General features: G+C 64.1%; 25 protein-coding genes and 2 pseudogenes. 16 read left to right on the top strand and 11 right to left on the bottom strand.

The features are described 5' to 3' along the window. Positions 1 to 118: 118 nt before the first annotated feature. Together ccmB and ccmA are read right to left on the bottom strand one after the other, a co-directional pair. Positions 119 to 784 carry a heme exporter protein CcmB gene (ccmB, locus tag P9254_RS20730; protein WP_127323817.1) on the bottom strand — a complete coding sequence of 222 codons (666 nt, stop codon included), beginning with the start codon at positions 782 to 784 and terminating at the stop codon, positions 119 to 121. A 40-nt stretch (positions 785 to 824) separates the two neighbouring features. Continuing rightward, positions 825 to 1,427, bottom strand: coding sequence for a heme ABC exporter ATP-binding protein CcmA (gene ccmA / locus P9254_RS20735; RefSeq protein WP_127323818.1), 603 nt, complete (start codon positions 1,425 to 1,427; stop codon positions 825 to 827). Between the two features lie 283 nt (positions 1,428 to 1,710). On the opposite strand from ccmA, the gene acnA reads away from it, so the two are divergent. The 4 genes and pseudogenes from acnA (at position 1,711) to P9254_RS20755 (ending at position 7,012) form a co-directional block, all read left to right on the top strand. Next, positions 1,711 to 4,401: an aconitate hydratase AcnA gene (gene acnA, locus P9254_RS20740; RefSeq protein ID WP_278057043.1), complete on the top strand. Its 2,691-nt coding sequence runs from the start codon at positions 1,711 to 1,713 to the stop codon at positions 4,399 to 4,401. 351 nt (positions 4,402 to 4,752) lie between these two features. Further along, positions 4,753 to 5,541 (top strand): DUF1223 domain-containing protein, encoded by a 789-nt coding sequence (locus P9254_RS20745; protein WP_127239847.1) that lies wholly within the window; start codon positions 4,753 to 4,755, stop codon positions 5,539 to 5,541. 148 nt (positions 5,542 to 5,689) lie between these two features. Then, a pseudogene (locus P9254_RS20750) lies at positions 5,690 to 6,185 on the top strand (GNAT family N-acetyltransferase). Between the two features lie 440 nt (positions 6,186 to 6,625). Then, positions 6,626 to 7,012: a DUF2794 domain-containing protein gene (locus tag P9254_RS20755; protein ID WP_095779977.1), complete on the top strand. Its 387-nt coding sequence runs from the start codon at positions 6,626 to 6,628 to the stop codon at positions 7,010 to 7,012. Here the strand turns inward: P9254_RS20755 and P9254_RS20760 are convergent. The 4 genes from P9254_RS20760 to P9254_RS20775 form a co-directional block, all read right to left on the bottom strand. Next, the gene (locus P9254_RS20760) at positions 7,009 to 7,584 is read right to left on the bottom strand and encodes a GNAT family N-acetyltransferase (RefSeq protein ID WP_278057044.1); all 576 of its coding nucleotides are present in this window, start codon (positions 7,582 to 7,584) and stop codon (positions 7,009 to 7,011) included. The genes P9254_RS20755 and P9254_RS20760 overlap by 4 nt on opposite strands. Before the next feature lie 113 nt (positions 7,585 to 7,697). Further along, the gene (locus tag P9254_RS20765) at positions 7,698 to 8,438 is read right to left on the bottom strand and encodes a Bax inhibitor-1/YccA family protein (protein WP_067323688.1); all 741 of its coding nucleotides are present in this window, start codon (positions 8,436 to 8,438) and stop codon (positions 7,698 to 7,700) included. A 275-nt stretch (positions 8,439 to 8,713) separates the two neighbouring features. After that, positions 8,714 to 11,254 carry an ABC transporter permease gene (locus P9254_RS20770; RefSeq protein WP_278057045.1) on the bottom strand — a complete coding sequence of 847 codons (2,541 nt, stop codon included), beginning with the start codon at positions 11,252 to 11,254 and terminating at the stop codon, positions 8,714 to 8,716. Beyond that, complete coding sequence (locus tag P9254_RS20775; RefSeq protein WP_067323692.1) at positions 11,254 to 11,952, bottom strand: ABC transporter ATP-binding protein; 699 nt, start codon at positions 11,950 to 11,952, stop codon at positions 11,254 to 11,256. Before P9254_RS20775 ends, P9254_RS20770 begins: the two co-directional genes overlap by 1 nt. A gap of 84 nt (positions 11,953 to 12,036) precedes the next feature. Here P9254_RS20775 and P9254_RS20780 point away from each other — a divergent pair, with 84 nt between their 5' ends. Together P9254_RS20780 and thpR are read left to right on the top strand one after the other, a co-directional pair. Beyond that, positions 12,037 to 12,678 carry an arylesterase gene (locus P9254_RS20780; RefSeq protein WP_095799624.1) on the top strand — a complete coding sequence of 214 codons (642 nt, stop codon included), beginning with the start codon at positions 12,037 to 12,039 and terminating at the stop codon, positions 12,676 to 12,678. Between the two features lie 121 nt (positions 12,679 to 12,799). Next, entirely contained in the window at positions 12,800 to 13,396 is a 597-nt protein-coding gene (thpR, locus tag P9254_RS20785) for an RNA 2',3'-cyclic phosphodiesterase (protein WP_066991784.1), read from the top strand. On the opposite strand, the pseudogene P9254_RS20790 reads toward thpR, so the two are convergent. Continuing rightward, positions 13,300 to 13,818 (bottom strand): annotated as a pseudogene (locus P9254_RS20790) (low molecular weight protein-tyrosine-phosphatase). The gene thpR and the pseudogene P9254_RS20790 sit on opposite strands and share 97 nt — an antisense overlap. A 49-nt stretch (positions 13,819 to 13,867) precedes the next feature. On the opposite strand from P9254_RS20790, the gene P9254_RS20795 reads away from it, so the two are divergent. The 4 genes from P9254_RS20795 (at position 13,868) to P9254_RS20810 (ending at position 15,425) form a co-directional block, all read left to right on the top strand. Beyond that, the gene (locus tag P9254_RS20795) at positions 13,868 to 14,161 is read left to right on the top strand and encodes a 4a-hydroxytetrahydrobiopterin dehydratase (RefSeq protein WP_066991930.1); all 294 of its coding nucleotides are present in this window, start codon (positions 13,868 to 13,870) and stop codon (positions 14,159 to 14,161) included. A gap of 129 nt (positions 14,162 to 14,290) precedes the next feature. Continuing rightward, the gene (locus P9254_RS20800) at positions 14,291 to 14,653 is read left to right on the top strand and encodes a YkvA family protein (protein WP_066991933.1); all 363 of its coding nucleotides are present in this window, start codon (positions 14,291 to 14,293) and stop codon (positions 14,651 to 14,653) included. Then, entirely contained in the window at positions 14,650 to 14,859 is a 210-nt protein-coding gene (locus P9254_RS20805; RefSeq protein ID WP_127214559.1) for a hypothetical protein, read from the top strand. Before P9254_RS20800 ends, P9254_RS20805 begins: the two co-directional genes overlap by 4 nt. A gap of 59 nt (positions 14,860 to 14,918) precedes the next feature. After that, positions 14,919 to 15,425 carry an invasion associated locus B family protein gene (locus tag P9254_RS20810; RefSeq protein WP_066991787.1) on the top strand — a complete coding sequence of 169 codons (507 nt, stop codon included), beginning with the start codon at positions 14,919 to 14,921 and terminating at the stop codon, positions 15,423 to 15,425. Positions 15,426 to 15,523: 98 nt separating this feature from the next. On the opposite strand, the gene P9254_RS20815 is transcribed toward P9254_RS20810, so the two are convergent. Then, positions 15,524 to 16,870, bottom strand: a complete 1,347-nt coding sequence (locus P9254_RS20815) for a chloride channel protein (RefSeq protein ID WP_067323698.1) — start codon at positions 16,868 to 16,870, stop codon at positions 15,524 to 15,526. A 181-nt stretch (positions 16,871 to 17,051) separates the two neighbouring features. Continuing rightward, the gene (locus P9254_RS20820; RefSeq protein ID WP_278103897.1) at positions 17,052 to 17,489 is read right to left on the bottom strand and encodes a hypothetical protein; all 438 of its coding nucleotides are present in this window, start codon (positions 17,487 to 17,489) and stop codon (positions 17,052 to 17,054) included. An 88-nt stretch (positions 17,490 to 17,577) separates the two neighbouring features. Between P9254_RS20820 and rlmN the strand changes: the two genes are divergently transcribed. Both rlmN and P9254_RS20830 read left to right on the top strand, forming a co-directional pair. Continuing rightward, on the top strand, positions 17,578 to 18,813 hold the full coding sequence (rlmN, locus tag P9254_RS20825) for a 23S rRNA (adenine(2503)-C(2))-methyltransferase RlmN (RefSeq protein ID WP_278057046.1): 1,236 nt from the start codon (positions 17,578 to 17,580) through the stop codon (positions 18,811 to 18,813). Continuing rightward, positions 18,810 to 19,277 carry a hypothetical protein gene (locus tag P9254_RS20830; protein WP_067323704.1) on the top strand — a complete coding sequence of 156 codons (468 nt, stop codon included), beginning with the start codon at positions 18,810 to 18,812 and terminating at the stop codon, positions 19,275 to 19,277. Before rlmN ends, P9254_RS20830 begins: the two co-directional genes overlap by 4 nt. Before the next feature lie 14 nt (positions 19,278 to 19,291). Here P9254_RS20830 and P9254_RS20835 read toward each other — a convergent pair whose 3' ends face one another. Beyond that, entirely contained in the window at positions 19,292 to 19,933 is a 642-nt protein-coding gene (locus P9254_RS20835) for a LysE family translocator (protein WP_278057047.1), read from the bottom strand. Positions 19,934 to 20,113: 180 nt separating this feature from the next. Between P9254_RS20835 and P9254_RS20840 the strand changes: the two genes are divergently transcribed. Together P9254_RS20840 and P9254_RS20845 are read left to right on the top strand one after the other, a co-directional pair. Continuing rightward, a complete protein-coding gene (locus P9254_RS20840; protein ID WP_127243104.1) occupies positions 20,114 to 21,337 on the top strand; it encodes an argininosuccinate synthase in 1,224 nt (407 codons plus the stop codon). Positions 21,338 to 21,502: 165 nt separating this feature from the next. After that, positions 21,503 to 22,090, top strand: coding sequence for a hypothetical protein (locus P9254_RS20845; protein WP_278057048.1), 588 nt, complete (start codon positions 21,503 to 21,505; stop codon positions 22,088 to 22,090). Positions 22,091 to 22,203: 113 nt separating this feature from the next. Here P9254_RS20845 and P9254_RS20850 read toward each other — a convergent pair whose 3' ends face one another. Next, entirely contained in the window at positions 22,204 to 23,001 is a 798-nt protein-coding gene (locus tag P9254_RS20850; protein ID WP_066991813.1) for a lytic murein transglycosylase, read from the bottom strand. A gap of 466 nt (positions 23,002 to 23,467) precedes the next feature. Between P9254_RS20850 and P9254_RS20855 the strand changes: the two genes are divergently transcribed. Both P9254_RS20855 and P9254_RS20860 read left to right on the top strand, forming a co-directional pair. Beyond that, entirely contained in the window at positions 23,468 to 24,562 is a 1,095-nt protein-coding gene (locus P9254_RS20855; RefSeq protein WP_278057050.1) for a zinc-binding metallopeptidase family protein, read from the top strand. A 64-nt stretch (positions 24,563 to 24,626) separates the two neighbouring features. After that, positions 24,627 to 25,232 (top strand): DUF1236 domain-containing protein, encoded by a 606-nt coding sequence (locus P9254_RS20860; RefSeq protein ID WP_066991818.1) that lies wholly within the window; start codon positions 24,627 to 24,629, stop codon positions 25,230 to 25,232. Positions 25,233 to 25,356 lie beyond the last annotated feature (124 nt).

Below are 25,356 nucleotides of genomic sequence, written 5' to 3' on the forward strand. Positions count from 1 at the left end.
CCATCTGGGCACCTTTCGCGCCTGCCATGCCAATCCGTTCGACCATGCCTTCCCTTAACTCTGCGTCACATGCCGCGCAATCAGGCGCGGTGCCGCAGTTGAGAAACGCCCCAGCGCCTCAATCCGTCCCGTGCCGCAACGCCAGCGCCGCGGCCAGCGGTCCGACCACGGCAAGAAACAGCGTCAGCGCGGCAAGAATGAGGAAGGGCTGCAGGAACGGCGCGGGATCGGCCACCGCGCCATAGCTCGCCGAGACGCCGAAGATCAGCACCGGAATGGTGAGCGGCAGCACCAGCACGGAGATCAAGAGCCCGCCGCGCGGCAGCGCCACTGCCACGGCCGCGCCGGCGGCGCCGATGAAGGTTATGGCCGGCGTGCCGACAAGAAGCGTAAATGCCGTCGCGCCGATACCGAGCGGCTCCATGTTCATGAACAGGCCGAGCAGAGGTGCCGCGATCACCAGCGGCAGCACGCTGCCCGCCCAATGCGCCAGACACTTGGTCAGCACCGTCAACGCCAGCATGTGACGGTCGCTGTTGAGCACCAGAAGATCGAGCGAGCCGTCCTCCCGGTCGGCCTGGAAGAGGCGGTCGAGCCCAAGCAGGCAGGCGAGCAGGGCGGCGATCCACAGGATCGCCGGACCGATGCGCGACAACAGGTTGAGGTCGGGCCCGACGCCGAACGGGACCGTGGCAATCACCGCCAGGAAGAAGATGACGCCGATCAGCGCGCCGCCGCCGGCGCGGATGGAGAGGCGGATATCGCGGAGGAAGAGGGCTAGCATGACTTGATATGCCTTCGCCCAGGGGTGCCTCGCGCCGACATCAGTCACCCATCCTCAACGTCTTTGCTCCCTCGAGCCCGAGCGGCAAATGCGTGGCCGCCACGATGATGCCTCCCTCTCGGCAATGCCCTCTCATCAATCCCGCGAATCGTTCCTCCGAAGCCTTGTCCAGCCCAGCGGTCGGTTCGTCGAGCAGCCAGACCGGCCGGCGGCTGACCAGGAGCTTCGCGATCGACGCGCGCCGCCTTTGCCCGGTCGAAAGGTAGCCGAACGGCAGGTGCCCGAGCCCGTCCAATCCGACCGTCTCCAGCGCCTGCCCCACGCTCAAACCAGCCTCGCCCTGGAAGGCGCGCCAGAAGCCCAGGTTTTCTTCGACGCTCAATGCCGTCTTCATCGCATTGAGATGGCCGAGATAGTGCGAGGCCGAAGCGACCGATGGAAACTCGTCGCCGCCGCCCTCGACCTTCACCTTGCCTTCGGCCGGCGGCAGCAAGCCGGCGATGACCCGCAAAAGGGTCGATTTGCCGGCGCCGTTCGGCCCGGTGACGACGAGTGCCTCGCCCCGGTCGAGGGCGAATTCGATGCCGGAAAAAACCGTCTCGCCGCCGCGCTCGCCGCCCAGATTTTCGGCGATCAGCCGCATCCTTGCCCGTCCCGAAAGCACCGTTTCGCGGCCGCCGCCGCATCGCACAAATTTGCTTTTCGACTGTCTAGAACTATTCCAGAAAATTCTCTATATGCGGTTCATCCGTGCCAGCGGTCGGCGCGGGAACAGAATTAGCGCCGAACCAGCGCACGCGCCGCCTTCAACGGCTCGGGTTGCTCGGGAGCGGACAGCGGAAATGGCCGTACCCGCACCTTTGCGCGTGATTGCATGCCAACGGCGTCCGTTCCCTTTCAGGCTGAACAGACAAGGACGGATCGCCGTGACGAAATCCCTCGATAGTTTCAACTGCCGCCGCACCCTGACCGTGGGTGGCGCGGACTATGTCTATTTCGACCTCGCAGAGGCGGAGAAAAACGGCCTTGGCGGCATTGCCCAGCTGCCCTATTCGATGAAGGTGCTGCTGGAGAACCTGCTGCGCAACGAAGACGGCCGCTCGGTCACCAAGGAAAGCATCCAGGCGGTCGCGGCATGGCTCACCGACAAGGGCACTGCCGGCGTCGAGATCGCCTACCGCCCGGCGCGCGTGCTGATGCAGGATTTCACCGGCGTTCCGGCCGTTGTCGATCTCGCGGCCATGCGCGACGGCATCAGGGCGCTCGGCGGCGATCCGGAGAAGATCAACCCGCTGGTGCCTGTGGATCTCGTCATCGACCACTCCGTCATCGTCGACGAATTCGGCACGCCGATGGCCTTCGCCCGCAATGTCGAGCTCGAATATGAGCGCAACGAGGAGCGCTACAAGTTCCTGAAGTGGGGCCAGCAGGCCTTCCGCAACTTCCGCGTCGTGCCGCCGGGCACCGGCATCTGCCACCAGGTCAATCTCGAATATCTGGGACAGGTGGTGTGGACCAACGCGGAAGAGGGCGAGACCACAGCCTATCCCGACACCTGTGTCGGCACCGATTCGCACACCACCATGATCAACGGCCTGGGCGTGCTCGGCTGGGGCGTCGGCGGCATCGAGGCCGAGGCCGCGATGCTTGGCCAGCCGGTCTCCATGCTTCTGCCGGAGGTGATCGGCTTCCGCCTCACCGGCAGGCTCAAGGAAGGCGTCACCGCCACCGACCTCGTGCTCACCGTCACCCAGATGCTGCGCAAGAAGGGCGTCGTCGGCAAGTTCGTCGAGTTCTTCGGCCCAGGCCTGTCCAACATGACGCTGGCCGACCGCGCCACCATCGGCAACATGGCGCCGGAATATGGCGCCACCTGCGGCTTTTTCCCGGTCGATAGCGAGACCATCCGCTATCTGACAATGTCCGGCCGCGAGGAAAGCCGCATCGCGCTGGTCGAGGCCTATTCCAAGGCGCAGGGCATGTGGCGCGACGCCGGCTCGGCCGATCCGGTCTTTACCGATCTGCTCGAGCTCGATCTCGGCGACGTCGTGCCGTCGATGGCCGGCCCGAAGCGCCCGGAAGGCCGCGTCGCGCTGCAGGATATTCCCGCCGGCTTCGCCAAGGCGATGGAGACCGAGTACAAAAAGGCCGTCGAGATCTCGAAGCGTTACGCCGTCGAAGGCACCGCTCACGATCTCGGCCATGGCGACGTCGTGATCGCCGCCATCACGTCGTGCACCAACACCTCCAACCCAAGCGTCTTGATCGGCGCCGGCCTGTTGGCTCGCAATGCCAACCGGCGCGGCCTGAAGCAGAAGCCGTGGGTGAAGACCTCGCTGGCGCCCGGAAGCCAGGTGGTCGCCGAATATCTCGAGAAATCCGGCCTGCAGAAGGAACTCGACCAGATCGGCTTCAACCTGGTCGGCTTCGGCTGCACCACCTGCATCGGCAATTCCGGCCCACTGCCAGCGCCGATCTCCAAGACCATCAACGACAAAGGCCTGATTGCTGCCGCGGTGTTGTCCGGCAACCGCAACTTCGAAGGCCGGGTTTCTCCGGACGTCCAGGCGAACTATCTCGCCTCGCCGCCGCTGGTGGTGGCGCATGCGCTGGCCGGCACCGTCACCAAGGACCTCACCACCGAGCCGCTCGGCGAGGGCAGCGACGGCAAGCCGGTCTATCTCAAGGACATCTGGCCGACCTCGGCCGAGATCCAGGAGTTCATCGAGAAGAACGTCACGCGCGAGCTTTTCGCCCGCAAATATGCCGACGTCTTCAAGGGCGACGAATATTGGCAGAAGGTGAAGGCGCCGGAAGGCCAGACCTATGCCTGGGACGATCATTCGACCTATGTGCAGAACCCGCCTTATTTCGCCGGCATGGGCCGCGCCTTCGGCAAAGTGGGCGACATCAAGGGCGCGCGCGTGCTTGGTCTCTTCGGCGACAAGATCACCACCGACCACATCTCGCCGGCCGGCTCGATCAAGGCGGCTTCGCCGGCAGGCAAGTACCTCACCGAGCACGGCGTCGGCGTCGCCGACTTCAACCAGTACGGCACGCGGCGCGGCAACCATGAGGTGATGATGCGCGGCACCTTCGCCAACATCCGCATCCGCAACCACATGCTGGGCGAGAACGGCCGCGAAGGCGGCTACACGATCCACTATCCTTCGAAGGAGGAGATGTCGATCTACGACGCCGCCATGGAATACAAGAAGGAAGGCGTGCCGCTAGTCATCTTCGCCGGCGTCGAATATGGCAACGGCTCCTCGCGCGACTGGGCAGCCAAGGGAACCAACCTCCTTGGTGTCCGCGCCGTCATCGCCCAGTCCTTCGAGCGCATCCACCGCTCGAACCTGGTCGGCATGGGGGTCATCCCCTTCGTCTTCGAGGACGGCACCTCATGGGCTTCCCTCAACCTCAAGGGCGACGAGCTGGTCGAGATCGACGGCCTGGATGCCATCAAGCCGCGCCAGAAGATGATGGCCAAGGTCACCTATGGCGACGGCACGCTGAAGAACGTGCCGATCATCTGTCGCATCGATACGCTGGACGAACTCGACTACTTCAAGAACGGCGGCATCCTGCAATACGTGCTGCGCGATTTGGCTGCGTAGCGACAGGGAATAGGGTAGGCATAGGCAGGGGGGAGATACTCCCACTGCCTAGTGCCTACTGACGTTCTAATTAAACTGCGGCAGGCCAAGCATTCTCCGCCCGGCTCAAAGTCCAAGTCCGATTGGCGCGCAATAGAAATCCTCCGGCAGCAGCAAACTTACCCCTTCGCGGCGATGCGGTCCCGAAATCGAACCGGGTCGAAGAATGCAGTGGCCCCTCCCGTCGCCGCCTTACCTACGGTCGCGGCGACAAAATTTCACCGCAACGTGACTTCCCGTTGACTGTCCGTTCTGCCACATATTTTAGCAACCAGAACAAGGCCGGCGTGACCGGCGGGAATTGGAACGGTCATGGCATTGCGAGGACCATTGCGGCTTACGGCAGTTGCGCTGGTCCTCACGGCGTTGAGCCGCGTGGCCTCGGCAGCCGAGCTTGAGAAAGCCGCGACCGGCAAGCCGCAGACTGAAAAGCCTTTGGGCGTCGTCGAGTTGTTCACCAGCCAGGGCTGCAGCTCCTGTCCGCCGGCCGATGAATTCTTCGCCGAGCTGGCGGCGAAGGAAAATGTCGTCGCGCTCGCATATCACGTCAATTACTGGGACTATCTGGGCTGGCAGGACACGCTGAGCAACAAAGAGAACACCGAGCGGCAGTATGACTATATGCGCGCCTTTGGCAGCCGTTCGGTCTATACCCCGCAAGCCGTCATCAACGGCCGCAGCCATGTCAACGGCGCCAACCGCAAGGAGATAGACGGCGCGCTGGCCCGCATGGACAGGACCGGCGAGGGCATGCGGGTCGGCATCAAGGTGAGCCGCACCAGCGATCGGGTCATGATTGACGCCGGCGATGCCGGCAATGGGCCGACCGACGCCCATGTGGTGATCGTCTATTTCGATCCGCCGCAGATGGTGAAGATCGGCCAGGGCGAAAACAGCGGCCGCAACATGACGTATTGGAACGCCGTTTCCGACATCCAGATCGCCGGCATGTGGAACGGCAAGGCGCAGCGTTACGAGTTGCCGATGACGGAGATTGCGAAGAAGGGCGGCTGTGCCGTGCTGCTGCAGTCCGTCGGCAAAGACGGCGTCCCGGGACCGATTCTCGGCGCCGCGCTCATCCGCAAGCCTGACCGGCTCTGACGGCTCCGCTGACAAAACCTGATCGCCGACGAAAGCCGGCCGGGGCCCACGAAGCAGAGCATCCATGGCAAAGCGACCCGAGCCGCACCCGATTCTCCTGACGACGCGGCTGCGCCTGCGTCAGTTCAGGGCTGAGGACACGGATGCGATGCACGAATGCTTTGCCGACCCGGAGGCGATGCGGTTTTGGAACGCACCAGTCCACACCAAGCGGACCGAGACCGAGCGCACCGTGCTCAGATATGTCGCCTGCACCCCGTCCTACCATCGGCACTGGGCGGTCGCCGACATTGAGACTGACCGCTGCCTCGGCCTCGTCAGCTATCACGATGGCCATCCGCAACAAGCGTGCGGCCATCGGCTATTTCATCAACCCCGCATATCAGAGCCGGGGCATGGCCACCGAGGCTGTCTCGGCGATGCTCGACTTCTGTTTCGACCATCTCGGCCTGCACCGTCTGCAGGCGTTCATCGATCCCAACAACACCCCGTCGCGCAAATTGGTCGAGAAACTCGGATTCGGGCGCGAAGGCCTACTGCGTGATCATCTGCGTGTCGGCGGCATCTGGCGCGATGAGATCCTGTATGCGCTCCTTAGGACTGGTCGCTCATCCAGCGCAGCGGTTCCAGCTCTCATTCCCTGATCGTGCATTGTGATGACGCCCGCCTGGCCGCGAGACAGGGGCCGGCGGGCCAGAGCGGACAGGCATGAAAAAACCGGCGTCAGCTTGCTTCTGACGCCGGTTATTCAGGTTTTGGGATCGTCGCACCTGATTTTTCCAAGGAAAAACCGAGGTTGGTTCGATCCGACGCTGACCCGTGGGCGGGGGGCTTGGGGTTTACGAGCCGGTGCCGGACCGAACCGTCTCAGGCAACGCGGGTAAACTCGTCGGACATTGGGGCATGAGCGCGGATAATTTGTGGCGACAATGTGGCAGAGCATCACCAATTCCAACACGCGTTTTGCAAACGTGACTGGACCTTTCGGAAACGGCGGACCGCAAGCCTGCTTCGCCGGCCCTTGCAATTCCGCCGGGAAAGCGCGAACCTTGGCCGGCGCAAGATTCAATCGAAGGATCGCGGCATGACCGATCACAGCAGCGGGACGGAGGATGGGGAAGCATCCGGAATACTGATCCCGCTGCATGAGGCGCGCAGCGCACGCCTCGACCAGCCGGTGCGCTTCGACCGGCGCGAGCTCGACCAGATCCTAAGGCTTTACGGACGCATGGTGGCGGCCAATGAATGGCGCGACTATGCGATCGACCATCTTTCCGATCGTGCTGTCTTTTCAGTCTTCCGCCGCGCCAGCGAAGTGCCGCTGTTCCAGATCGTCAAGGACCCGAAACTGGCGCGCCGACAGGGCGCCTTCGCCGTCATCGCCGCCGGCGGGCGCATCCTCAAGCGCGGCCAGGAACTCGGCCGCGTGCTCGGCGTCTTCGATCCCAAGCTGAAGCTGGTCGAAGCTTAACTGTCCAATTTGCCGCGAAATCTCCGCTCCGGCAGTGACTTCGGATCCGGCGGCACTTCCGCGCCGCCGTTGAGCGGCAGCTGCATGAACACGGTGTCCAGCCAGCGCCCATGCTTGTAGCCCGAGCCTTCCAGGCGCCCGGAGTGACGAAAGCCGAGCTTCTCGTGCAGGCGCACCGAGGCGCTGTCGGCATGGCCGTCGCCGATCACCGCGACGATCTGGCGAAAGCCGGCCAGGCGCGCCGCCTCGATGAGCGCCAGCATCAGCAGGCGACCGATGCCCTGGCCCTTGGCCTCGGGCGCCACATAGACCGAGTCCTCGACGGTGAAGCGATAGGCGGGCCGGGGCCGGAACGGTCCGGCATAGGCGTAGCCGAGCACGACGCCGTCCCTTTCAGCCACAAGATAGGGAAAGCCGCCTCGTGCCAAACTGTCGAATCGATCGCCCATTTCGGCGCGGCTGGGCGGCTCCAGTTCGTAGCTTGCGGTGCCGTGCGTGACCGCGTCCGCATAGATTTCGGTTATTCGGTCGAGGTCGGCCGCAGTAGCGGCTCTGATCGCCAGATTGCTCATAATTTGTGCAGTTCTTCCTGTTGCCTCAATATCAGCAGAGGAGCGCACAAAAGGAAAGGGCGGCCGTTGGGCCGCCCTTTCCGAAGTCTATGGTCCAGCCGGACGGCTACCGTTTAGCGGCGGTCGCCCATGAACTGCAGCAGGAACATGAACAGGTTGATGAAGTCGAGATAGAGCTGCAGCGCGCCCATGATCGCCTTGCGGCCGGCGACATCCGCGACGTCACCCTCGAAATACATCTCCTTGATGCGCTGCGTGTCGTAGGCGGTCAGACCCGCGAACACCAGCACGCCGATCGCCGAAATGGCGAAGGCCAGCGCCGACGACGCCAGGAAGATGTTGATGACCATCGCGATCAGCAGGCCGATCACGCCCATGATCAGGAACGAGCCGAACGCGCTCAAATCGCGCCTGGTCGTGTAGCCGTAGAGCGACAGGCCGCCGAAGGCCGCGGCCGTGGCAAAGAAGGTCTGGGTGATGCTGGTGCCGGTGTAGACGAGGAAGATCGTCGACAGCGACAGGCCGACAAGGCCGGCATAAACCCAGAATGTGGTCTGCGCCGCAGCCACGCTCATCGATTGGATCCTGAAGGACAGGAACATCACGGCAGCGAGAGGCGCCAGGATAACGACCCAGCGGAACGCGCTAGCATAGATGAGCTGGCCGAAGGCGGTGAGCTGGCCGTCGCCGGTGACGGCCAGCTGGAATGCGCCCCAGGCGGCAATGCCTGTGATGAGCAGGCCAAGCCCCATCAGGTTATAGACTTTGATCATATAGGCCCGCAGGCCCTGATCGATATCGACGCGCGCGCCGGAGGCGGCGGACGTCTGGTAGTTGCGAATGGGATCAGCCATTGGAAATCCTCTATTGCTTCTGCCCCGTCCGGTGACAGGTCCTTGGAGCGACCTCCTTGGACCAGGCGCCGCTGGCGGGACTCCAGCATGCCTAGCGCGAAATATGAGCGTTCTCGACCTCAAGAACAAGACGGTAACGAGCGGTAACGCTTCGTGAGAAGGCAAAAGCCCGATTTTCAGCCTTTTCCCGCCGGCATTCTTACCAAGATTTAACGCAGACAGGCCATCGAAGGGCGCTGCCGGTAGTGCAACTGATGCACTACCGCGCTGCCGGATCAAAGCTCGCGCAGCACCGGCGCCGCCTTGTGGCCAAGCACCCGCCAGGTGCCGGCAAGGCCGATGCCGACGGTGACGGCGAGCGAGACGAGGATCGTCGCCGCCGCAACTTCCGGCATGAAGTGCGACGGCAGCGTCATGATGCGGGCCACCACGAACCATGCCGCGACGCCGCCCGCGGCAAGCGCGAACAGCGCGGTCGCAAGACCGATCAGCACATATTCCAGCGAGAAGGCCGCAATCAGCGTCCTCCTTGTCGCGCCGAGCGTCTTCAGCACCACCGCGTCGTGGATGCGCGCCCGGTTGCCGGCGGCCAAAGCCCCGGAGAGCACCAGCACGGAGGCGATCAGCGCCACGCCGGCTGCGGCGCGGATCGCAGTGCCCAGCTGTGCGACCAGCCGGTTGACGATGTCGAGCGCGTCCTTGACCCTCACCGTCGTCACTGCCGGAAAGGCGCGGGTGACAGCGTTGAGCAGCCGCGCGTCGTCGGCCATGGTGGCCTTTCTGTCGGTCAGCGTCGCCAGCCAGCCATGCGGCGCGCCGGCGAACGTATTGGGCGAGAAGATCATGACGAAATTGATACCCATGGTTTCCCACTCGACCTGGCGGAAGCTGGCTATTCTTGCCGTCACGTTGCGGCCGAGCACGTTGACCGTGACCGTGTCGCCGAGCTTCAGCCCGATCGCTTTGCCTTCCTCGGCCGAGAACGACACCAGCGGCTCGCCGGAATAGTCCTGCGGCCACCATTTGCCTTCGGTCAGCGTAGCGTTTTCCGGCTGCTTTGCGTCATAGGTCAGCCCGCGGTCGCCGCGCAGCACCCAGGCGCCGTCGGCCGGGACCTTCACCTTGTCGACGGCGATGCCGTTGAGCGCCATGATGCGGCCGCGCAGCATCGGCACCTTGACCAGCATCCCTTGCGGCGCTTCCTTTTCGACCAGGCCGGCAAAGGCATCGACATCGCTGCTCTGGATGTCGACGAAGAAGAAGTTCGGCGCCCGCTCCGGCAGGCTGCCGGAGATCTGGCGTCTGAGATTCCCGTCGATCAGCGCCAGCGTCACCAGCAGCGTCAGGCCGAGCCCGAGCGACAGCACCACCGATGGCGTGAGCGCGCCGGGCCGATGGATATTGCCGAGCGCCAGCCTGAGAGAGACCGACCGCAGCCGCGGGCTTCGCCGGGCCAGCCATTGGACCAGCGCCGCCACCAGCCGCAGCACCAGGAAGGCAAAGACGGTGGCGCCGACGAAGATCGAGGCGATGCGCCGATCGTCGGCGGAAAGGATGGCGAGCGCCGCCAGCGCAAGCACGATCGTCAGCGCGGCGCCGACATAGGGCAGGCGCGGCAGGCCGCGGCTTTCGAACCCCATTTCGCGAAACAGCGCCGTTGCCGGCACGTCGCGGGCGCGGCCGAGCGGCAGCAGCGCGAAGGCCAGCGTCACCAAAAGGCCGAACAGGGCCGCGATCGCAAGCGCGCCGGGATAAAAGCCGCCTTGCGCCGGCACCGGAATGACCGACTGCAGGAGCGCGCTCGCCACGAACGGCATTGCCGCACCCAGGATCAGGCCGAGCACGATGCCGAGGCCGGCAATCAAAAGGATCTGCACGAGATAGATGGCGAAGACGAAGCCCCCGGAGGCGCCGAGGCTCTTGAAGGTGGCGATGACGCCGCGCTTGCCGTCGAGATAGGCGCGGACCGCATTCGCCACGCCGACGCCGCCGACCACAAGCGCCGTCAGCCCGACCAGCGTCAGGAACTGCGAGAAGCGCTGGATGTTGGCGGAAAGCGCCGGTGCTGCGTTGCTGCGCGTGCGAATCGACCAGCCGGCCTGCGGAAAATCCTTCGCCGCTTCGGCTTGTATGCCTTTGATCCGCGCCTCGCTCGCGCCATCGGGCAGTCGGATCTTATAGGCGTTCTCGACCAGGCTGCCGGGCTGAACCAGCCCTGACGCGACCAGCCCGTCGTGCGAAATCATCAGCCGCGGCGCGAAGCCGAAACCGTCGGAAATCGCGTCGGGTTCGCTGACCAATCGGGCCCTCAGCTCGAACGTTGCGCCGCCAAGCTTCAAGCGGTCGCCGATATGCAGATTGAGGCGATCGAACAAGAGAGCGGGCGCGGCGGCGCCGAAGATGCCGGATCTTTCGCCGAACAATTCATTCCTGGGCAGCTGCGGATCGGTCTCCAGCGTGCCGTAAAGCGGATAGGCGTCGTCGACCGCCTTGGCTTCGACCAGCGCCTGGTCGGAGCCGTCCTCGAGCCGCGCCATCGAGCGCATGCCGGAATTCAGCGAGACCGTGCCGAGGCTCTTGATGAAGCCGAGCTCGGCGTCCGAAGCGCTGCGCTGGTTGATCTGGAAGCGCAGGTCGCCGCCGAGCAGCGTCTGGCCCTGGTTGGCGACGCCGGCGGTAATCGCCTGCGCCACCGAATTGACGCCGCCGATCGCCGCGACGCCAAGCGCGATGCAGGCGAGGAAGATCATGAAGCCGGACAGGCCGCCGCGCATCTCGCGCAGCGAGAAGCGGAGGGCCAGCCTCAAAGTCCGCATCAGGCCGGCACCCTAGCCTGTCTTGGCGCGTCCTCGATGCGTCCCGAGCGCATCGACACCTGACGCGAGCAGCGGCCCGCAAGCGCCGGATCATGCGTGACCAGCACCAGCGTCATGCCGCGCTCGGCCGCCTTGGCGAAGAGGAGGTCGGCGATCTGCTTTCCCGTCGCCTGGTCGAGGTTGCCGGTCGGCTCGTCGGCAATGAGGATGCGCGGCGAGGGCGCCAGCGCCCTGGCGATCGCCACGCGCTGCTGCTCGCCGCCCGAAAGCTCTCCCGGATAGTGCGTCACGCGGTCGCTCAAGCCGACCGCCGCGAGTTCCTGCGCGGCCACGCCGAACGGGTCGTTGTGCCCGGCGAGCTCCAGCGGCACCGCGACATTCTCGAGCGCCGTCATGTTGGGGATGAGGTGGAAGGACTGGAAGACAATGCCGATGTTTCGCCCTCGAAACGAAGCAATCTGGTCCTCGCTTTTGCCGTTGAGCAATTCGCCGGCGATCCGCACCGTGCCCGAATCGACCCTTTCCAGCCCGGCCAGAACCATCAGCAAGGTGGACTTGCCGGATCCCGACGGGCCGACGATGCCGGTGGCTTCGCCGGCGGCCACATCGAGGCTGACGCCCTTCAGCACATGGACGGAGGAGGCGCCCTCGCCGAGCGTCAGCGAGACATCCCTCAATGCGATGACGGCTTCTGTCACAATGAATGCGCCCTATATGGTGGAAGAAGGAGGCAAAAAATGTCTCCTTTGCATGAATCGTGTCGGTCATATGGGGCTCGCCGCATGGCTTTCAAACACTCAGCTGCCGCAGCCCTCACTCTTCTCCTGGCGGTTTGCGGCGCTATTTCGCCGGCGCGCGCCGATACGTTCAAGATCGTCGGCTTCGGCGACAGCCTGATGGCGGGGTTCAGCCTTGGTCCCGATGAGGGCTTCACCGATAAATTGCAGGCGGCCTTGAAGGCAAAAGGCCTCGACGTCGCCGTCGGCAATGCCGGGGTTTCCGGCGACACCACAAGCGGCGGCCTCGCGCGGCTCGACTGGTCGGTGCCCGACGGCACCGGGCTCGTCATCCTCGAGCTCGGCGCCAACGACATGCTGCGCGGCGTGTCGCCCGAGATCGCCGAGAAAAATCTCGACGCTATGTTGGCCAAGTTGAAGCAGCGGAACATCCCGGTGCTCCTGGCAGGCATGCTTGCAGCGCCCAATCTGGGCGCCGAGTACCAGAAGGCCTTCGACGCCATCTACCCGAAGCTTGCCGCGAAATACGCCGTTCCGCTCTATCCGTTTTTTCTTGACGGGGTCGCCGGCCACCCGGCCATGCAGCTGGAGGACGGTCTTCATCCCAACCCGAAGGGAATAGACGTCATGGTCAAAGGCATTCTACCGGTCGTGGAAAAGGCCATCGCCGCCAAGGGCGGCGCGTGATGGGACCAAAACGCCACGGTTTCCCCAGGGGAAAGCTTGTGGACAACAAACCGCTTGCCCCGCATGGCTATCGATGATTCGCTAGGGGCGAGAGTTTCGATTCGAGGACAGGAGGCTTCCCATGCCACGTCTTTTCACCGCCCTCGAAATTCCGCGTGATGCCGCGCTTTCACTCTCGCTGCTCCGGGGCGGCCTGCCCGGAGCCCGCTGGATCGACGTCGAAAACTATCATCTGACGCTGCGCTTCATCGGCGATGTGGAGGGCCATATCGCCGACGACATCGCCAATGCGCTCGATCGCGTCAACCGTCCCTCCTTCCCCCTGGCGCTCTCCGGCGTGGGCGCTTTCGGCGGCAAGAAGCCGCACGCCGTATGGGCCGGCGTGTCCGCCTCGCCGGACCTGGTGGCACTGCAGGGCGAGATCGACCGCATCTGCCAGCGGCTCGGCCTGCCGGCCGATCCGCGCAAATTCTCGCCGCATGTGACGCTCGCGCGCCTGCGCAATTCGAGCCCGGCGGATGTCGCGCAATATCTGTCGGCGCGCGGCAACTTTTCCACGCTGCCCTTCCGGGTCGGCCGCTTCGTCTTGATGTCGTCGCGCGATTCGGTCGGCGGCGGCCCCTACATCGTCGAGGAAGCCTGGCCGCTGGTTGGCGCCGATCCGCTCGCCTCCAGCCGCTTCGCCAGCGCCTCCGACGCCTCGCGGATCATGCGGTAGACCGAAACGAAGGCCTGCTGGTCTTCGTAATAGGGGTCCGGCACATCGCGCGCATTTCCGCTGGCAAACTCCAGGAAGAGATGGATGCGGTCGCGCGCGGCCTGCGGCGCTAACGCCTTCAGATCGCGCACATTTGTCCGGTCCATGCCGAGAATCAGGTCGAAGCGCGAGAAATCGTCCAGCGCTATCGTGCGCGCCTTTTGCGCGGAAATGTCGATGCCGTGCCTTGTGGCAACCGCGATCGAACGCGGATCGGGCGCGGAGCCGACCTCCCAGCCGCTGGTCGCGGCCGAATCGAGCAGGATGTCCCGACCTTCCCCGCGCTCGGCTCACACGGCGCGGAAGACGCCTTCGGCCAAGGGCGAGCGGCAGATGTTGCCGAGGCAGACGAACAGAATGGATTTTATGGGCTTTGCGCTCATCGATCCGGCGCTATGGTTGGAATACCTCCGAATAGCACGGGAACCCGACATGACCAGGGAAAAACTCAACAAGGAAGCGATCACCGCAGCGCTGGCGGAACTCGAAGGCTGGTCGCTGGCGGCCGACGGCGCCTCCATCAAGCGCAGCTTCGGCTTCAAGAACTTCTCCGAGGCCTTCGCCTTCATGACCCGCGTGGCGCTGGCCGCCGAGAAGATGGACCACCACCCCGATTGGTCGAACGTCTACAAGACCGTCGACGTCACGCTGAACACGCATGACGCCGGCGGCGTCACGGCGCTCGACATCGAACTGGCGAAGCGGATGAACCGCTATTTCGGCTGACGACTGCCGATAAGTCCGATTCCGATTTGCCGGGCTGGCAACGGTGGAGACCTTGCAGGGGGGTGCCGCTTTCACCACATCTTCCGCGGTGGCCGCAACGCAAGCTGGCGCGTGGCCGAGGAGAGATTGATGGCGCAGGAATCCCGTTTCGATTTCTTTGGCTTCGGCGACAGGCTCGCCGGCGAAGGCGAGGTGCGCGAGAAGTTCTGGCGCACGGCCAAGAAGGCTGCCCGGCAGATCCCGTTCATGGAAGAGGTGGTCGCCGCCTACTATTGTGCCATGGACAAGGACACGCCGCTGCGCACCAAGGGTACCCTGCTTGCCGCGCTCGGCTATTTCGTGCTGCCGGTGGATTTCATCCCCGACTTCGTGCTCGGTCTCGGGTTCACCGATGACCTTGCCGTGCTCACCGCGGCAATCACCGCCGTCAGCGCCCATATCACCCCGGCGCACCGGCAGGCCGCCAGGGACGCCCTCGCCGACAAAGGTTGATCCTGGCTGACTTTTCGCCACAACGAAACCGCGAAACCGCCCGCGCGAAAAGACAAACTCTTGCCGCTTTCGTGCCCTCCAAGTTCGCGCCGGGACATCGCGACCGCCGCGTGGAAGCGGCGGCGCGAATGGCGGCGGTTTCCTGGGGTGAGTTCCTTTTGTTGGGAAAAATTCACCGTTTGGTAACCCTGATTAAATCAAAATGAAGCGACGGCAGGACGCCATGCGACCCGCCTCCGCACCATTTCGGAATACGGGAAGAACGATGCGCGGATTGATTGCTACAGTTTCCAGCCTGGTCCTGGCGGCCGCCTTCGCGGCGCCGGCGCTGGCGCAGCAGGCGACCAAGATCGGCCAGCACAACGCCTGGGGCACCTACAGCTATCAGTCGGCAGGCGGCAAGGTCTGCTATGTGCTGACGGTGCCGACCGACAAGCAGCCGCCAAAGCTCGACCATGGCGACATGTTCTTCTTCGTCAGCCAACGGCCCGGGCAGCAGGTGTCCTATGAGCCGCAGTTCATCGCCGGCTACAACTTCCAGGAAGGCTCCAAGGCCACCGTCACCATCGACAAGAAGTCCTTCTCGATGTTCACCCGCGGCAAGTCGGCCTGGGTCGAGAACGCCGCTGAAGAGCCGGTGCTGATCGCCGCCATGAAGACGGGTACCGACATGAAGGTGCAGGCGAAGTCCGGTCGCGGCAACCCGACTTCCTACGTCTTTTCTCTGAAGGGCATCTCGGCCGCGCTGGCCTCGATCGCCAAGTGCAAATAGGCTGAGGCTCCCTTGGTGGAGGATGGCAATATGGAAGTCCGCCTCCCGCAAGTGCTGCCAGGGACAAGCGAATAAGGCGACAGCGCCAAGCTCGCCATTCAGCCTTGCTGCTCGACGGCCCTGCGCCGCCTGATCGCCTCGGCGATGAACACGCGTGACAGCGCGTGATAGAGCGGCTCGTTGGAGATCAGCCGCGCCGTGCCGTAGCCCAGCATCGCCGCGCACATCAGCGCGATGACGTTGTCGTGGTTGCCGGTCATTTCGAGGATGATGACGAAGGCCGTCATCGGCGCCTGCACGACGCCGGCGAAATAACCGGCCATGCCGAGCAGCGCGGCGAGGCCTGTTCCGGCGCCGAACGCCAGGCCAAGCGTGCTGCCGAGACCGGCGCCCACCGCCAACGACGGCGCGAAGATGCCGCCCGGAATGCCCGACACCATCGACAGCACGCCGGCCGCGAATTTTTCCAGGAAGAAGAACGCGGGTAGCGGCGCGCCTTCGACGGCGCCGCGGGCCTGAGCGTAGCCGGTTCCGAAGGTAAGGCCGCCCGAGACGAGACCGATCGCGGCAACCGCCAAGCCGCAGATGCCTGCCACGAGCAGCGCGCGCCACAATGGCTGCAGGCCATTCCAGCGTCGGACGCGCCGCGTGATCCTCAGCGCCAACAGCGAAAACAGCGCGCCGAAGCCGCCGCCGATGACGCCGCAGGCAATCACCAGCGGCCAGTCGGTGGCGAAGGCCACCGTGTCCCTGGCGACGCCGAAATAGGTGTAGTTGCCGAGCAGGCCGAGCGAGGCGAGGCCGGCGAGGATCACCGCCGTCAGCACCAGCCCGTTGGTCCGTGACTCATAGGCGCGACCCATCTCCTCGATGGCGAAGACGATGCCGGCGAGCGGCGTGTTGAAGGCGGCGGCGACGCCGGCAGCCGAGCCGGCCAGGATCAGGCCGCGCGCCTGCGCCATGCCGCCCCAGCGCGCCGCCTGAAGCATGAGTGAGGCGCCGACCTGCACCGTCGGGCCCTCGCGGCCGATCGATCCGCCGCAGGCGAGACCGATGACGGTAAGCGCAACCTTGCCCGCTGCCAGGCGCAGCGAAAGAAGGTGGCCGCGATCCTCGTCATCGCGCAGGTGACGGGCGGCGATCGCCTGCGGAATGCCGCTGCCTTGCGATCCCGGAAAGAAGGAATGGGCAAGCCAGGCGCAAATCACGAAGCCCGCGGGCGTCATGACCAGCGGCAGATAAAAGCGCCAGCTGCCGCTATCGCCGCCGGTGACGACGTGGAACAGCGCCTGCGCCCGGTCGGCCAGCAGGGCGAACAGCACGCTGATCAAGCCGATCGAGATGGCGCCGGCCCAGAACACAAGGCGCGGCTGCCAGACGCGGCGCGACGCCCACATAGCCTGCGAGCGCCGCAGCATCGGGTATCTACGCGATATGCCGGCCATGCCTGTCCTCTGGGTGATGACCCGCCCCTAGCACACTGAGAGGGAGGATCAAGCCTGCGAGGTCAGGTCAGGTCGAGGCGAGCGACGAAAATCGGAGATCGAGGAGCCAGGGCAGGACCGCGGTTTGGATATCCCGCCGGCCTGCGCCGGCGGGCAGCAGGGCTGGCGAGTCCCACCATTCTCACATCGCCATCTTTTCGCATTCGGCCTGGGCCTTCTTGGTCGACGTATCGATCATGTAGGCTTTGCCTTTGGCGTCGGTGATTATCATCATGCAATGCTTGATCGGCTTCGCCATCTTCATCATTTCGGCGCTCATCTTGGCGTCAGGCATCATGGTGCCCATATGGCCGTCGGGCATGATCGCCGTCATTTGCCCACCCTTCATCATGGTCATCGTGCCCATCGTATCCTCGGCAAACGCCTGCGAGGCAAAAAGGCTTGCGAGACCGGCGATGGCAACAAGCTTGATCGAATGCATTCCGCGTACTCCCATTTCTGCAAGGGCATGGTCGCCCCTTTCAGGTTCGCGGGTGCGCTTCGAGCTGTTACGCCAACACGAATATGTGATCTCACCCGAGGCGGGAATAGCGACACCGGCCGCCTCTGCCGCCGACATGACTCCGGCCGCAAGCTGTGCTATGCGCCGCGCTTCATTTCAGGCACGATGCTGAAATCGGCCGCAAACCGCTTATATTGGCGCAACCATGACCCTTTCATTCGATCTGACCGCCGAAGGCGCCCGCGACGCCTTGCGCGCCCGCGCCACGCCGGCCGAAAAGCCGTCGCTGATCGGCCTGACGCGCGCCGAGCTTGGCGCCGCTCTGGTTGACGCCGGCATTGTGCCGGAGCGCCAGGCGAAGATGCGCGCCCAGCAGCTCTGGCACTGGATGTATGTGCGCGGGGTCTCCGACTTCGCCCATATGTTCAACATCTCCAAGGATCTGCGCGCCGAACTCGATAAGCACTTCACCGTTGCGCGGCCCGACATCGTCGAGGAGCAGATCTCTTCCGACGGCACGCGCAAATGGCTGTTTCGCTTTCCGCCGCGCGGCGCCGGCCGTCCGGTCGAGATCGAGACCGTCTATATTCCGGAGGAAGGCCGCGGCACGCTCTGCATCTCCTCGCAGGTCGGTTGCACGCTGACCTGCTCCTTCTGCCACACCGGCACGCAGAAGCTGGTGCGCAACCTGACGACGGAAGAAATCCTGGCGCAGCTGCTCACCGCGCGCGACCGCCTCGGTGACTTCCCCGACCGCGACACGCCGGACGGCGCCATCGTGCCGGCCGAGGGCCGCAAGGTATCCAACATCGTCATGATGGGCATGGGCGAGCCGCTCTACAATTTCGAGGCGGTGAAGAAGGCGCTGCTGATCGCTTCCGACGGCGACGGACTTTCCCTATCGAAAAGACGCATCACGCTGTCGACCTCGGGGGTCGTGCCGGAGATTGCCCGCACCGGCGAGGAGATCGGCGTTATGCTGGCGATCTCGCTGCATGCCACCAATGACGACCTGCGCGACCTGCTGGTGCCGATCAACAAGAAGTATCCGCTGAAGGAGCTGATCGCTGCCTGCCGCGCCTATCCGGGTCTCTCCAACGCCCGCCGCATCACCTTCGAATATGTGATGCTGAAGGACGTCAACGAATCCCTCGAGGACGCCAAGGCGCTGGTCAAGCTGCTCAAGGGCATTCCAGCCAAGATCAACCTGATCCCGTTCAACCCGTGGCCCGGCACCAACTATCAGTGCTCGGACTGGGAGACGATCGAGAAGTTCGCCGACTACATCAACAATGCCGGCTACGCCTCGCCGATCCGCACGCCGCGCGGCCGCGACATCCTCGCCGCCTGCGGCCAGCTCAAGTCGGAATCGGAACGCATGCGCAAGGTCGACCGGCTGGCGCTTGAAGCGATGATGATCGCGGGGCACGGCGAGGCGTGAAGCGTATCATCGCCTATCTCGTCCGCTTCGCCGCCATCCTGATCGGCTATGTGATCGCCTCGCTGGCGGCGAGCGCCTTTCTCAACGTGCTGTTCCTCGGCTATTTCGGCTATGCGCCGGAGCCCGGACATCAGACGATCGCGCCCGCGCTCTATTTTTCGGTGCCTTTCCTGGCATTGTTCGTCGCCTATTTCGGCTTCATGCCGGCAGCGATCGTCATCCTGATCGCGGAAGTGCTCGGCCGCCGCGACTGGCTGTTCTATGCGCTGGGCGGCGCCGTCATCGCCGTCGTCTTCCTCGGCTTCGCGCATAACATCGGCGACGGCGATTTCGATGTCGCCGACAACAATGTCAGGCTCGCGCTGATCGGCAGCGGCATGGTCGGCGGCATCTTCTATTGGCTCTCTGCCGGCCGCTGGGCCGGAAGCTGGCGCCGCGAGGCGCTGCCCGATCTGGAGCCCTGAGCTCGGCGCGGGCTTTACTTCGCCTGTGCCGTCAGGATCTTGAGCGCGAAGGCCGAGAACACGCCGCCGAACAGATAATCGACCACGCGCGTGACGCGCGGGCTCGCCTTCATCGCCGCCGCGAATTTCTCCGCCGCGAGCACCATCGGCGCCGTCACCGGGATCGACAGCACGATGAATGTGATGCCGAGGAAGAACAGCTTGCCGGGTGCGTTCGGGTCATGCGCGGAGACGAATTGCGGCAGGAACGTCATGAAGAACAGGATGATCTTCGGGTTGAGGAGATTGACCCCGAGCCCGGCCGCCCAGCTGCGGAACAGCGAGATTTGCAGTCCCGTCTTCTTCTCCGGCGAAAAGGCCGAGCCTTTGGCCACCGCCTGCCAGGCTAAAAACACCAGATAGCCGGCGCCGAAGATCTTCAAGGCGAAGAAGGCCATCGGCGAGGCGACGATCAGCGCCGAGATGCCGACCACCACCAGCGTGGTATGGATCAGCGTGCCGCAGAGCGCGCCTGCCATCGAGGCGAAGCCGGTGGCGCGGCCCTGGCTCAGCGTGCGCGACACGAACAGCGTCATGTCGGGTCCCGGCGTGATCGCCAGGATGACCGTGGCGATGGCGAACTGGATGAGCGTCGAAGTGTCGGGAATGAAGGACATGGGTCGCCTCGGAGTGGATCGCGCAGCTCTATAACGCGGCGATTTTTGCGTCGCCAGCGTCTGCCCAGGCAAACATCTGGCCCAGCCTGTATCATCGGCGGGCATCTGTTCGTCTCTTGCGCCGCCCGGAACGGCCGTGATACCTCGCCCGCGAAGCCATCTTCCCGCGGAACCGCCAAAATGTCCAAGACCAAAGACGTCAAGAAAGTCGTGCTCGCCTATTCCGGCGGCCTCGACACCTCCATCATCTTGAAATGGCTGCAGACCGAGCTCGGCGCCGAAGTCGTCACCTTCACCGCCGATCTCGGCCAGGGCGGCGAGCTGGAGCCGGCGCGCCGCAAGGCCGAGATGATGGGCATCAAGGACATCCGCATCGTCGACGTGCGCGAGGAATTCGTTTCGGACTTCGTCTTCCCGATGTTCCGCGCCAACGCCGTCTATGAGGGTACATATCTGCTCGGCACTTCGATCGCCCGGCCGCTGATCTCCAAGCACCTGGTCGAGATCGCCAAAGAAACAGGTGCCGACGCCATCGCCCATGGCGCCACCGGCAAGGGCAACGACCAGGTCCGCTTCGAATTGTCGGCTTACGCGCTGAACCCCGACATCAAGGTCATCGCGCCGTGGCGCGACTGGTCGTTCAAGTCGCGCACCGATCTCATCAACTTCGCCGAGCAGCATCAGATCCCGGTGCCGAAGGACAAGCGCGGCGATGCGCCGTTCTCGGTCGACGCCAACCTTTTGCATTCCTCCTCGGAAGGCAAGGTGCTCGAGGATCCGTGGAGCGAGCCGCCGGAATTCGTCCACCAGCGCACCGTCTCGCCGATGGACGCGCCGGACGTCGTCACCGAGATCGAGATCGAGTTCCTGAAGGGCGATCCGGTCGCGCTCAATGGCAAGAAGCTGTCGCCGGCTGCCATGCTGGCGGCGCTCAACGACCTCGGCCGCGACAACGGCATCGGCCGTCTCGACCTTGTCGAAAACCGCTTCGTCGGCATGAAGTCGCGCGGCGTCTACGAGACCCCCGGCGGCACCATCCTGATCGCCGCCCACCGGGCGATCGAATCGATCACGCTCGACCGCGGTGCCGCGCACCTCAAGGACGAGTTCATGCCGCGCTATGCCGAGCTGATCTACAACGGCTTCTGGTTCTCGCCCGAGCGCGTGATGCTGCAGGCAATGATCGACAAGAGCCAGGAAGACGTCGAAGGCGCGGTGCGGCTGAAGCTCTACAAGGGCAATGTCATCGTCACCGGCCGCAGGTCGAAGAAGACGCTCTATTCCGATGCGCTGGTCACCTTCGAGGACGACCGCGGCGCTTACGACCAGAAGGACGCCGCCGGCTTCATCCGTCTCAACGCGCTGCGGTTGCGGACGCTGGCGGCAAGGAACCGCGAAGGCTGATATCCGAACGTCGAAAGTTGAGATAAGCGGGAAAACCCGGCGGAGACGCCGGGTTTTATTTCGCGTATCTAATCTAAGAAAAGTTCAGACCACTTCAGAGAAATTATCGTTTGACCTTTCCGCCGCTCCAATTAAGTTCCCAGCGGGATGCGGGGGGTTTCAACAGTGAAAAGTAGTATTTCTCTTCTGGTCGCGACGGCGTTGACCTTGATGACGTGCGGGTCCTCGCAAGCAGCCACGAAGCAGGCGTCTGCGGCTAATTTGGACGGGTGCATCTCGGCTGTCCATTTATGGAGCATCACGTTCAAGCACGAAATCGCCTCCTTCATGGGCGTCTCGCAGGAGCGCATGCCGGCCTTGTTCTGCCAGCGCATAGCCGAGGGGATACGCAGCGGCCGCATCAGCTACTCCGACATAAACAGGCTGCAGCTCGACCAACCGACCGAAATCTGGTTGGTCATCAAGGGCAAGTCCAAGGCGGCTGCTGCGGCCACAACGGCGCCGCGGAACTCTAAATTCCGTACCTGCTCAAATGTTATCACCGGCTCCTTCGAGGTTGCCGCTTCCGAGAAATGCCCCTTAGGCGGCAGCTACTCGCAAGCTGCCGGAGTCCCGACGGTGATCGAGGACAGGCCAAAGGCGGCTCCTTCAGCGCCGCGGAACGCCAAATTCCGTACCTGCAACGGCACTACCGGTACCTTCCAGATTCCCGTTTCCCGGAAATGTCCATTGAGCGGCTACGCGAACGATTGAGAGTTAGGTGATGAGATCGAACCTGGTCGTTCCGGGTGGTTGGGTTTTGATCCTTGCTCCGTAACAAAAAGCCCGGCGCAGGCCGGGCTTCTCGTTGGAATGGAGATATTGCATCAGTTGGCGTCGATCGCCTCGGCGATGCGGGCGATGGCCTGCTGGTAGACGCTTGCCGAATTCCAGCCGGCGATGGCGCCCATATTCGCCTCATATCCCGCGCCGGCCTGCCAGCCATGGGCTTTGAGGAAGTTGGCGGTGGAAGCCAGCGCGGTGTTCCTGTCGCGCAGATTTCCGTTGCCGACGCCATACTTCAGAACATTTCCGGGCAGGAACTGCGTATGGCCGATCTCGCCATGCATGGCGCCGACCGAGGAGGCGGTCAGCGCGCCGCGATCGACCAGCTTCAGGGCGGCGATGGCATGGGGGGTGAAATAGTCCGGGCGGCGGCAATCATAGGCCAGCGTCAGAATGGCGGAGACCGTGTTCTGGTTGCCCATCGACGCGCCGAAGCCAGTCTCCATGCCCCAGATCGCAAGCAGGACGCCCGGCGGCACGCCGTAAGTCTGTTCGATCCTGTCGAACATCGCCGCGTTCTGCTTCTTCAACGCACGGCCCTTGGAAATAATCGCGGCCCCGCCACGACGCTGCATGAACGCTTCCACCGAGCCGCTGAAAGCCTTGTGGATCGCGCGGTCGGCAGCGATCGTCCTTGTCGCGTAAGTCGCGCCGGCCAACGCGGACAGACCCCTCTGGCCCACGCCCTCGGCTTGTGCTTCCGCGGCAAACTGCTGTTTCCATGCGTCGAAGCCGGCGCCGTTCTTGCCGCAGCTGGCCGCGGCCTGCGCGCCTGTCGCCAGCCCGAAAGCCGCCACAACGGCGGCCATGAAAATCCTTCCCTTGGCAAAAAATGCCATATCGTTCTCCTGGTTGCCTGAATCACGTCCCGGCTGCAAATCTGCCAGTGAAGCGCCCGGTTGTCACCGCCCGCGCGGGCTGCGCGGCGCTTGAAGCTGGCGAATGCCGGGGAATTTGCCCACGATCAAGCATAAATTATGGCGCAAGGATTTATTGTGTGTGTCTTTTGGGAAGACGTCGATGTTGTGATCATTGGCGCAGGCTCGCCTATGCGGCTGCCCAATCCGACCGTTCCGAAGCGCGCGCCACACTGTTGCAGGCGGTGGCGGAGAAGATCTTCTTCGCCGGCGAGCATGTCGCCGGACCGCTCATCCAGACTTGTGGCGGTGCGACATTGTCAGGCGAAAGCGTGGCCAGGCGGGGCGTCGCCCTGCTCGCGACGAAATAGAAACGGAACGACGGCCGGCGACGGGCGTTTGGGCGTTGCCCAACTTCGTTGACCTTTTTCCCGCGGTTCGACGACCGATGAAGCTGTTCGACTGCCCTCATTGCGGCCACCGTCTCTATTTCGAGAACGCGCAATGCCTGAACTGTTCAAGCCTGGTGCTTTACGATCCGGAGCGGGCGTGTTTCGTGCTTTCCGGCGGCGACGCCGTTCCATGCGGAAATGCCGACGAGTGTGCCTGCAACTGGCGGGCCGAGCCGGGCAGGATTTTCTGCCGCGCTTGCGCGCTCAACCAATTGATCCCCGACCTTTCGGTGGAGGGCAACCGCCGGCGCTGGATCCGCGTCGAGGCGGCCAAGAAACGCGCCGTCTATTCGCTGCTCGCCTTCGGCTTGCCGGTGGCGCCCAAGGCCGGACCGCAGGACGAGGCCGGGCTCGCTTTCGACTTCCTCGCCGATCCGATCGGCGGCGGACCAGGCGGCGAGCGCATCCTGACCGGCCACGACAACGGCAGGATCACCCTCAACGTCGCCGAGGCCGATTCCGCCGAGCGCGAGCGGCGGCGCGTCGAAATGGGCGAGAACTACCGCACCTTGCTCGGTCACTTCCGCCACGAGCTCGGCCATTATTACTGGGACCGGCTGATCCGCGACGATCCCGAGCGACTTTCGAGCTTTCGCGCTCTGTTCGGCGACGAGCGGGTTGACTACGAGCAAGCGCTGAAGGCCCACTACGCCAAGGGCGCGCCGCCGGACTGGGAGCAGCGCCACATCTCGGCCTATGCGGCGTCCCACCCCTGGGAAGACTGGGCCGAGACCTGGGCGCACCACCTGCACATCACGGACACGCTGGAGATGGTGCATGCGCTGAATTTTCCGCTCGGCCGGCTGGAGACAGTGGAAGCCAACGACCTGCCGCCTGGCGATACAGGGGGAGATCCGCTGCGGGAGCCCGCCGAACCCGATCCGGCGCCGGAACCGTTCGAAAGGATCCTCGCCCGCTGGCTGGTGCTGTCGGAGGCCTCCAATTCGATCAACCGCTGCATGGGTCTGCCCGACCTTTATCCCTTCGTCATTTCGGAGATGACGGCGCAAAAACTGGCCTTCGTTCACCAGCTTTTGACCGACTTGCCCACAACAAATGGAACAATTCGTGAGCAGGCGACGGCACTTTAGCCGGAACGCATAAGGTTCTGGTTCGTTTTCGAGCCCGAGGGAGCGTTGAGAACGGAGAGAAATCATGAAAAGTCTATTGTTTCCGGCACTTGCCGGTGCGCTGCTTGCCATGTCGGGCGCGGCGCTTGCCGACACGCCCGTCTCGGCAGTGACGGATCTGAATGTCCGCGCCGGCCCCGGCCCGCAATATCCCGTTATCGGCGTGCTGGCTGCCGGCCAGTCGGCGACGCTCAGAGGCTGCATCGAAGGCAGCAAATGGTGCACCATCGCCGAAGCCGGCGGCAAAGGTTGGGTCTATTCCGACTATGTGACTGCCGAATTCGGCGGCAGCCGTGTTGTCGTGACGCGCCGGCCGGCCGATGCCGGCATTGCCGTCGTGGCTCCGCCGACCGATGATATCTACACCACTGACACCTACACCGGCGCCATCGTTTCCGGCGATGACGCCATCGAGCCGATCGCCAGGCCGCCGGCCGAGGTCGGCACCTATGTCACCACGCACCGGGTCGAACCGGTCTATCTCGAGGGCGAAGTGGTGACCGGCGCGGTGCTGCCCGACACGGTCGAGCTGCGCGAGATCCCAGATTACAACTACCGCTATGTCTATGTGAACAACCAGCCGGCGCTGGTCGATCCGGGCACGCGGCGCATCGTCTATGTGATGCGCTGACCTAGGGTATTCGAGAGGCGGCCGTCGGGAAACGGGCGGCCGACTTTCGAAGAATGTGAAGGTTGGGTCAGGCTACCTGCAGCTGCTCGACAGCCGCCGGTTTCGACCTACGATTTCAGGGGTT

The organism is Mesorhizobium sp. WSM4983 (assembly GCF_029625765.1).
Lineage (GTDB): Bacteria > Pseudomonadota > Alphaproteobacteria > Rhizobiales > Rhizobiaceae > Mesorhizobium.

What these genes read in the sequence shown, in the direction of transcription:
- P9254_RS20770 (WP_278057045.1), bottom strand. Translation starts at nt 11,254, where the DNA reads ATGCGGACTTTGAGGCTGGCCCTCCGCTTCTCGCTGCGCGAGATGCGC.
- P9254_RS20810 (WP_066991787.1), top strand. Translation starts at nt 14,919, where the DNA reads ATGCGCGGATTGATTGCTACAGTTTCCAGCCTGGTCCTGGCGGCCGCC.
- ccmA (WP_127323818.1), bottom strand. Translation starts at nt 1,427, where the DNA reads ATGCGGCTGATCGCCGAAAATCTGGGCGGCGAGCGCGGCGGCGAGACG.
- P9254_RS20855 (WP_278057050.1), top strand. Translation starts at nt 23,468, where the DNA reads ATGAAGCTGTTCGACTGCCCTCATTGCGGCCACCGTCTCTATTTCGAG.
- P9254_RS20815 (WP_067323698.1), bottom strand. Translation starts at nt 16,870, where the DNA reads ATGGCCGGCATATCGCGTAGATACCCGATGCTGCGGCGCTCGCAGGCT.
- P9254_RS20780 (WP_095799624.1), top strand. Translation starts at nt 12,037, where the DNA reads ATGGCTTTCAAACACTCAGCTGCCGCAGCCCTCACTCTTCTCCTGGCG.
- P9254_RS20800 (WP_066991933.1), top strand. Translation starts at nt 14,291, where the DNA reads ATGGCGCAGGAATCCCGTTTCGATTTCTTTGGCTTCGGCGACAGGCTC.
- P9254_RS20860 (WP_066991818.1), top strand. Translation starts at nt 24,627, where the DNA reads ATGAAAAGTCTATTGTTTCCGGCACTTGCCGGTGCGCTGCTTGCCATG.
- P9254_RS20760 (WP_278057044.1), bottom strand. Translation starts at nt 7,584, where the DNA reads ATGAGCAATCTGGCGATCAGAGCCGCTACTGCGGCCGACCTCGACCGA.
- P9254_RS20765 (WP_067323688.1), bottom strand. Translation starts at nt 8,438, where the DNA reads ATGGCTGATCCCATTCGCAACTACCAGACGTCCGCCGCCTCCGGCGCG.
- P9254_RS20755 (WP_095779977.1), top strand. Translation starts at nt 6,626, where the DNA reads ATGACCGATCACAGCAGCGGGACGGAGGATGGGGAAGCATCCGGAATA.
- P9254_RS20795 (WP_066991930.1), top strand. Translation starts at nt 13,868, where the DNA reads ATGACCAGGGAAAAACTCAACAAGGAAGCGATCACCGCAGCGCTGGCG.
- ccmB (WP_127323817.1), bottom strand. Translation starts at nt 784, where the DNA reads ATGCTAGCCCTCTTCCTCCGCGATATCCGCCTCTCCATCCGCGCCGGC.
- P9254_RS20820 (WP_278103897.1), bottom strand. Translation starts at nt 17,489, where the DNA reads ATGTCGGCGGCAGAGGCGGCCGGTGTCGCTATTCCCGCCTCGGGTGAG.
- P9254_RS20840 (WP_127243104.1), top strand. Translation starts at nt 20,114, where the DNA reads ATGTCCAAGACCAAAGACGTCAAGAAAGTCGTGCTCGCCTATTCCGGC.
- P9254_RS20835 (WP_278057047.1), bottom strand. Translation starts at nt 19,933, where the DNA reads ATGTCCTTCATTCCCGACACTTCGACGCTCATCCAGTTCGCCATCGCC.
- P9254_RS20745 (WP_127239847.1), top strand. Translation starts at nt 4,753, where the DNA reads ATGGCATTGCGAGGACCATTGCGGCTTACGGCAGTTGCGCTGGTCCTC.
- rlmN (WP_278057046.1), top strand. Translation starts at nt 17,578, where the DNA reads ATGACCCTTTCATTCGATCTGACCGCCGAAGGCGCCCGCGACGCCTTG.
- P9254_RS20850 (WP_066991813.1), bottom strand. Translation starts at nt 23,001, where the DNA reads ATGGCATTTTTTGCCAAGGGAAGGATTTTCATGGCCGCCGTTGTGGCG.
- thpR (WP_066991784.1), top strand. Translation starts at nt 12,800, where the DNA reads ATGCCACGTCTTTTCACCGCCCTCGAAATTCCGCGTGATGCCGCGCTT.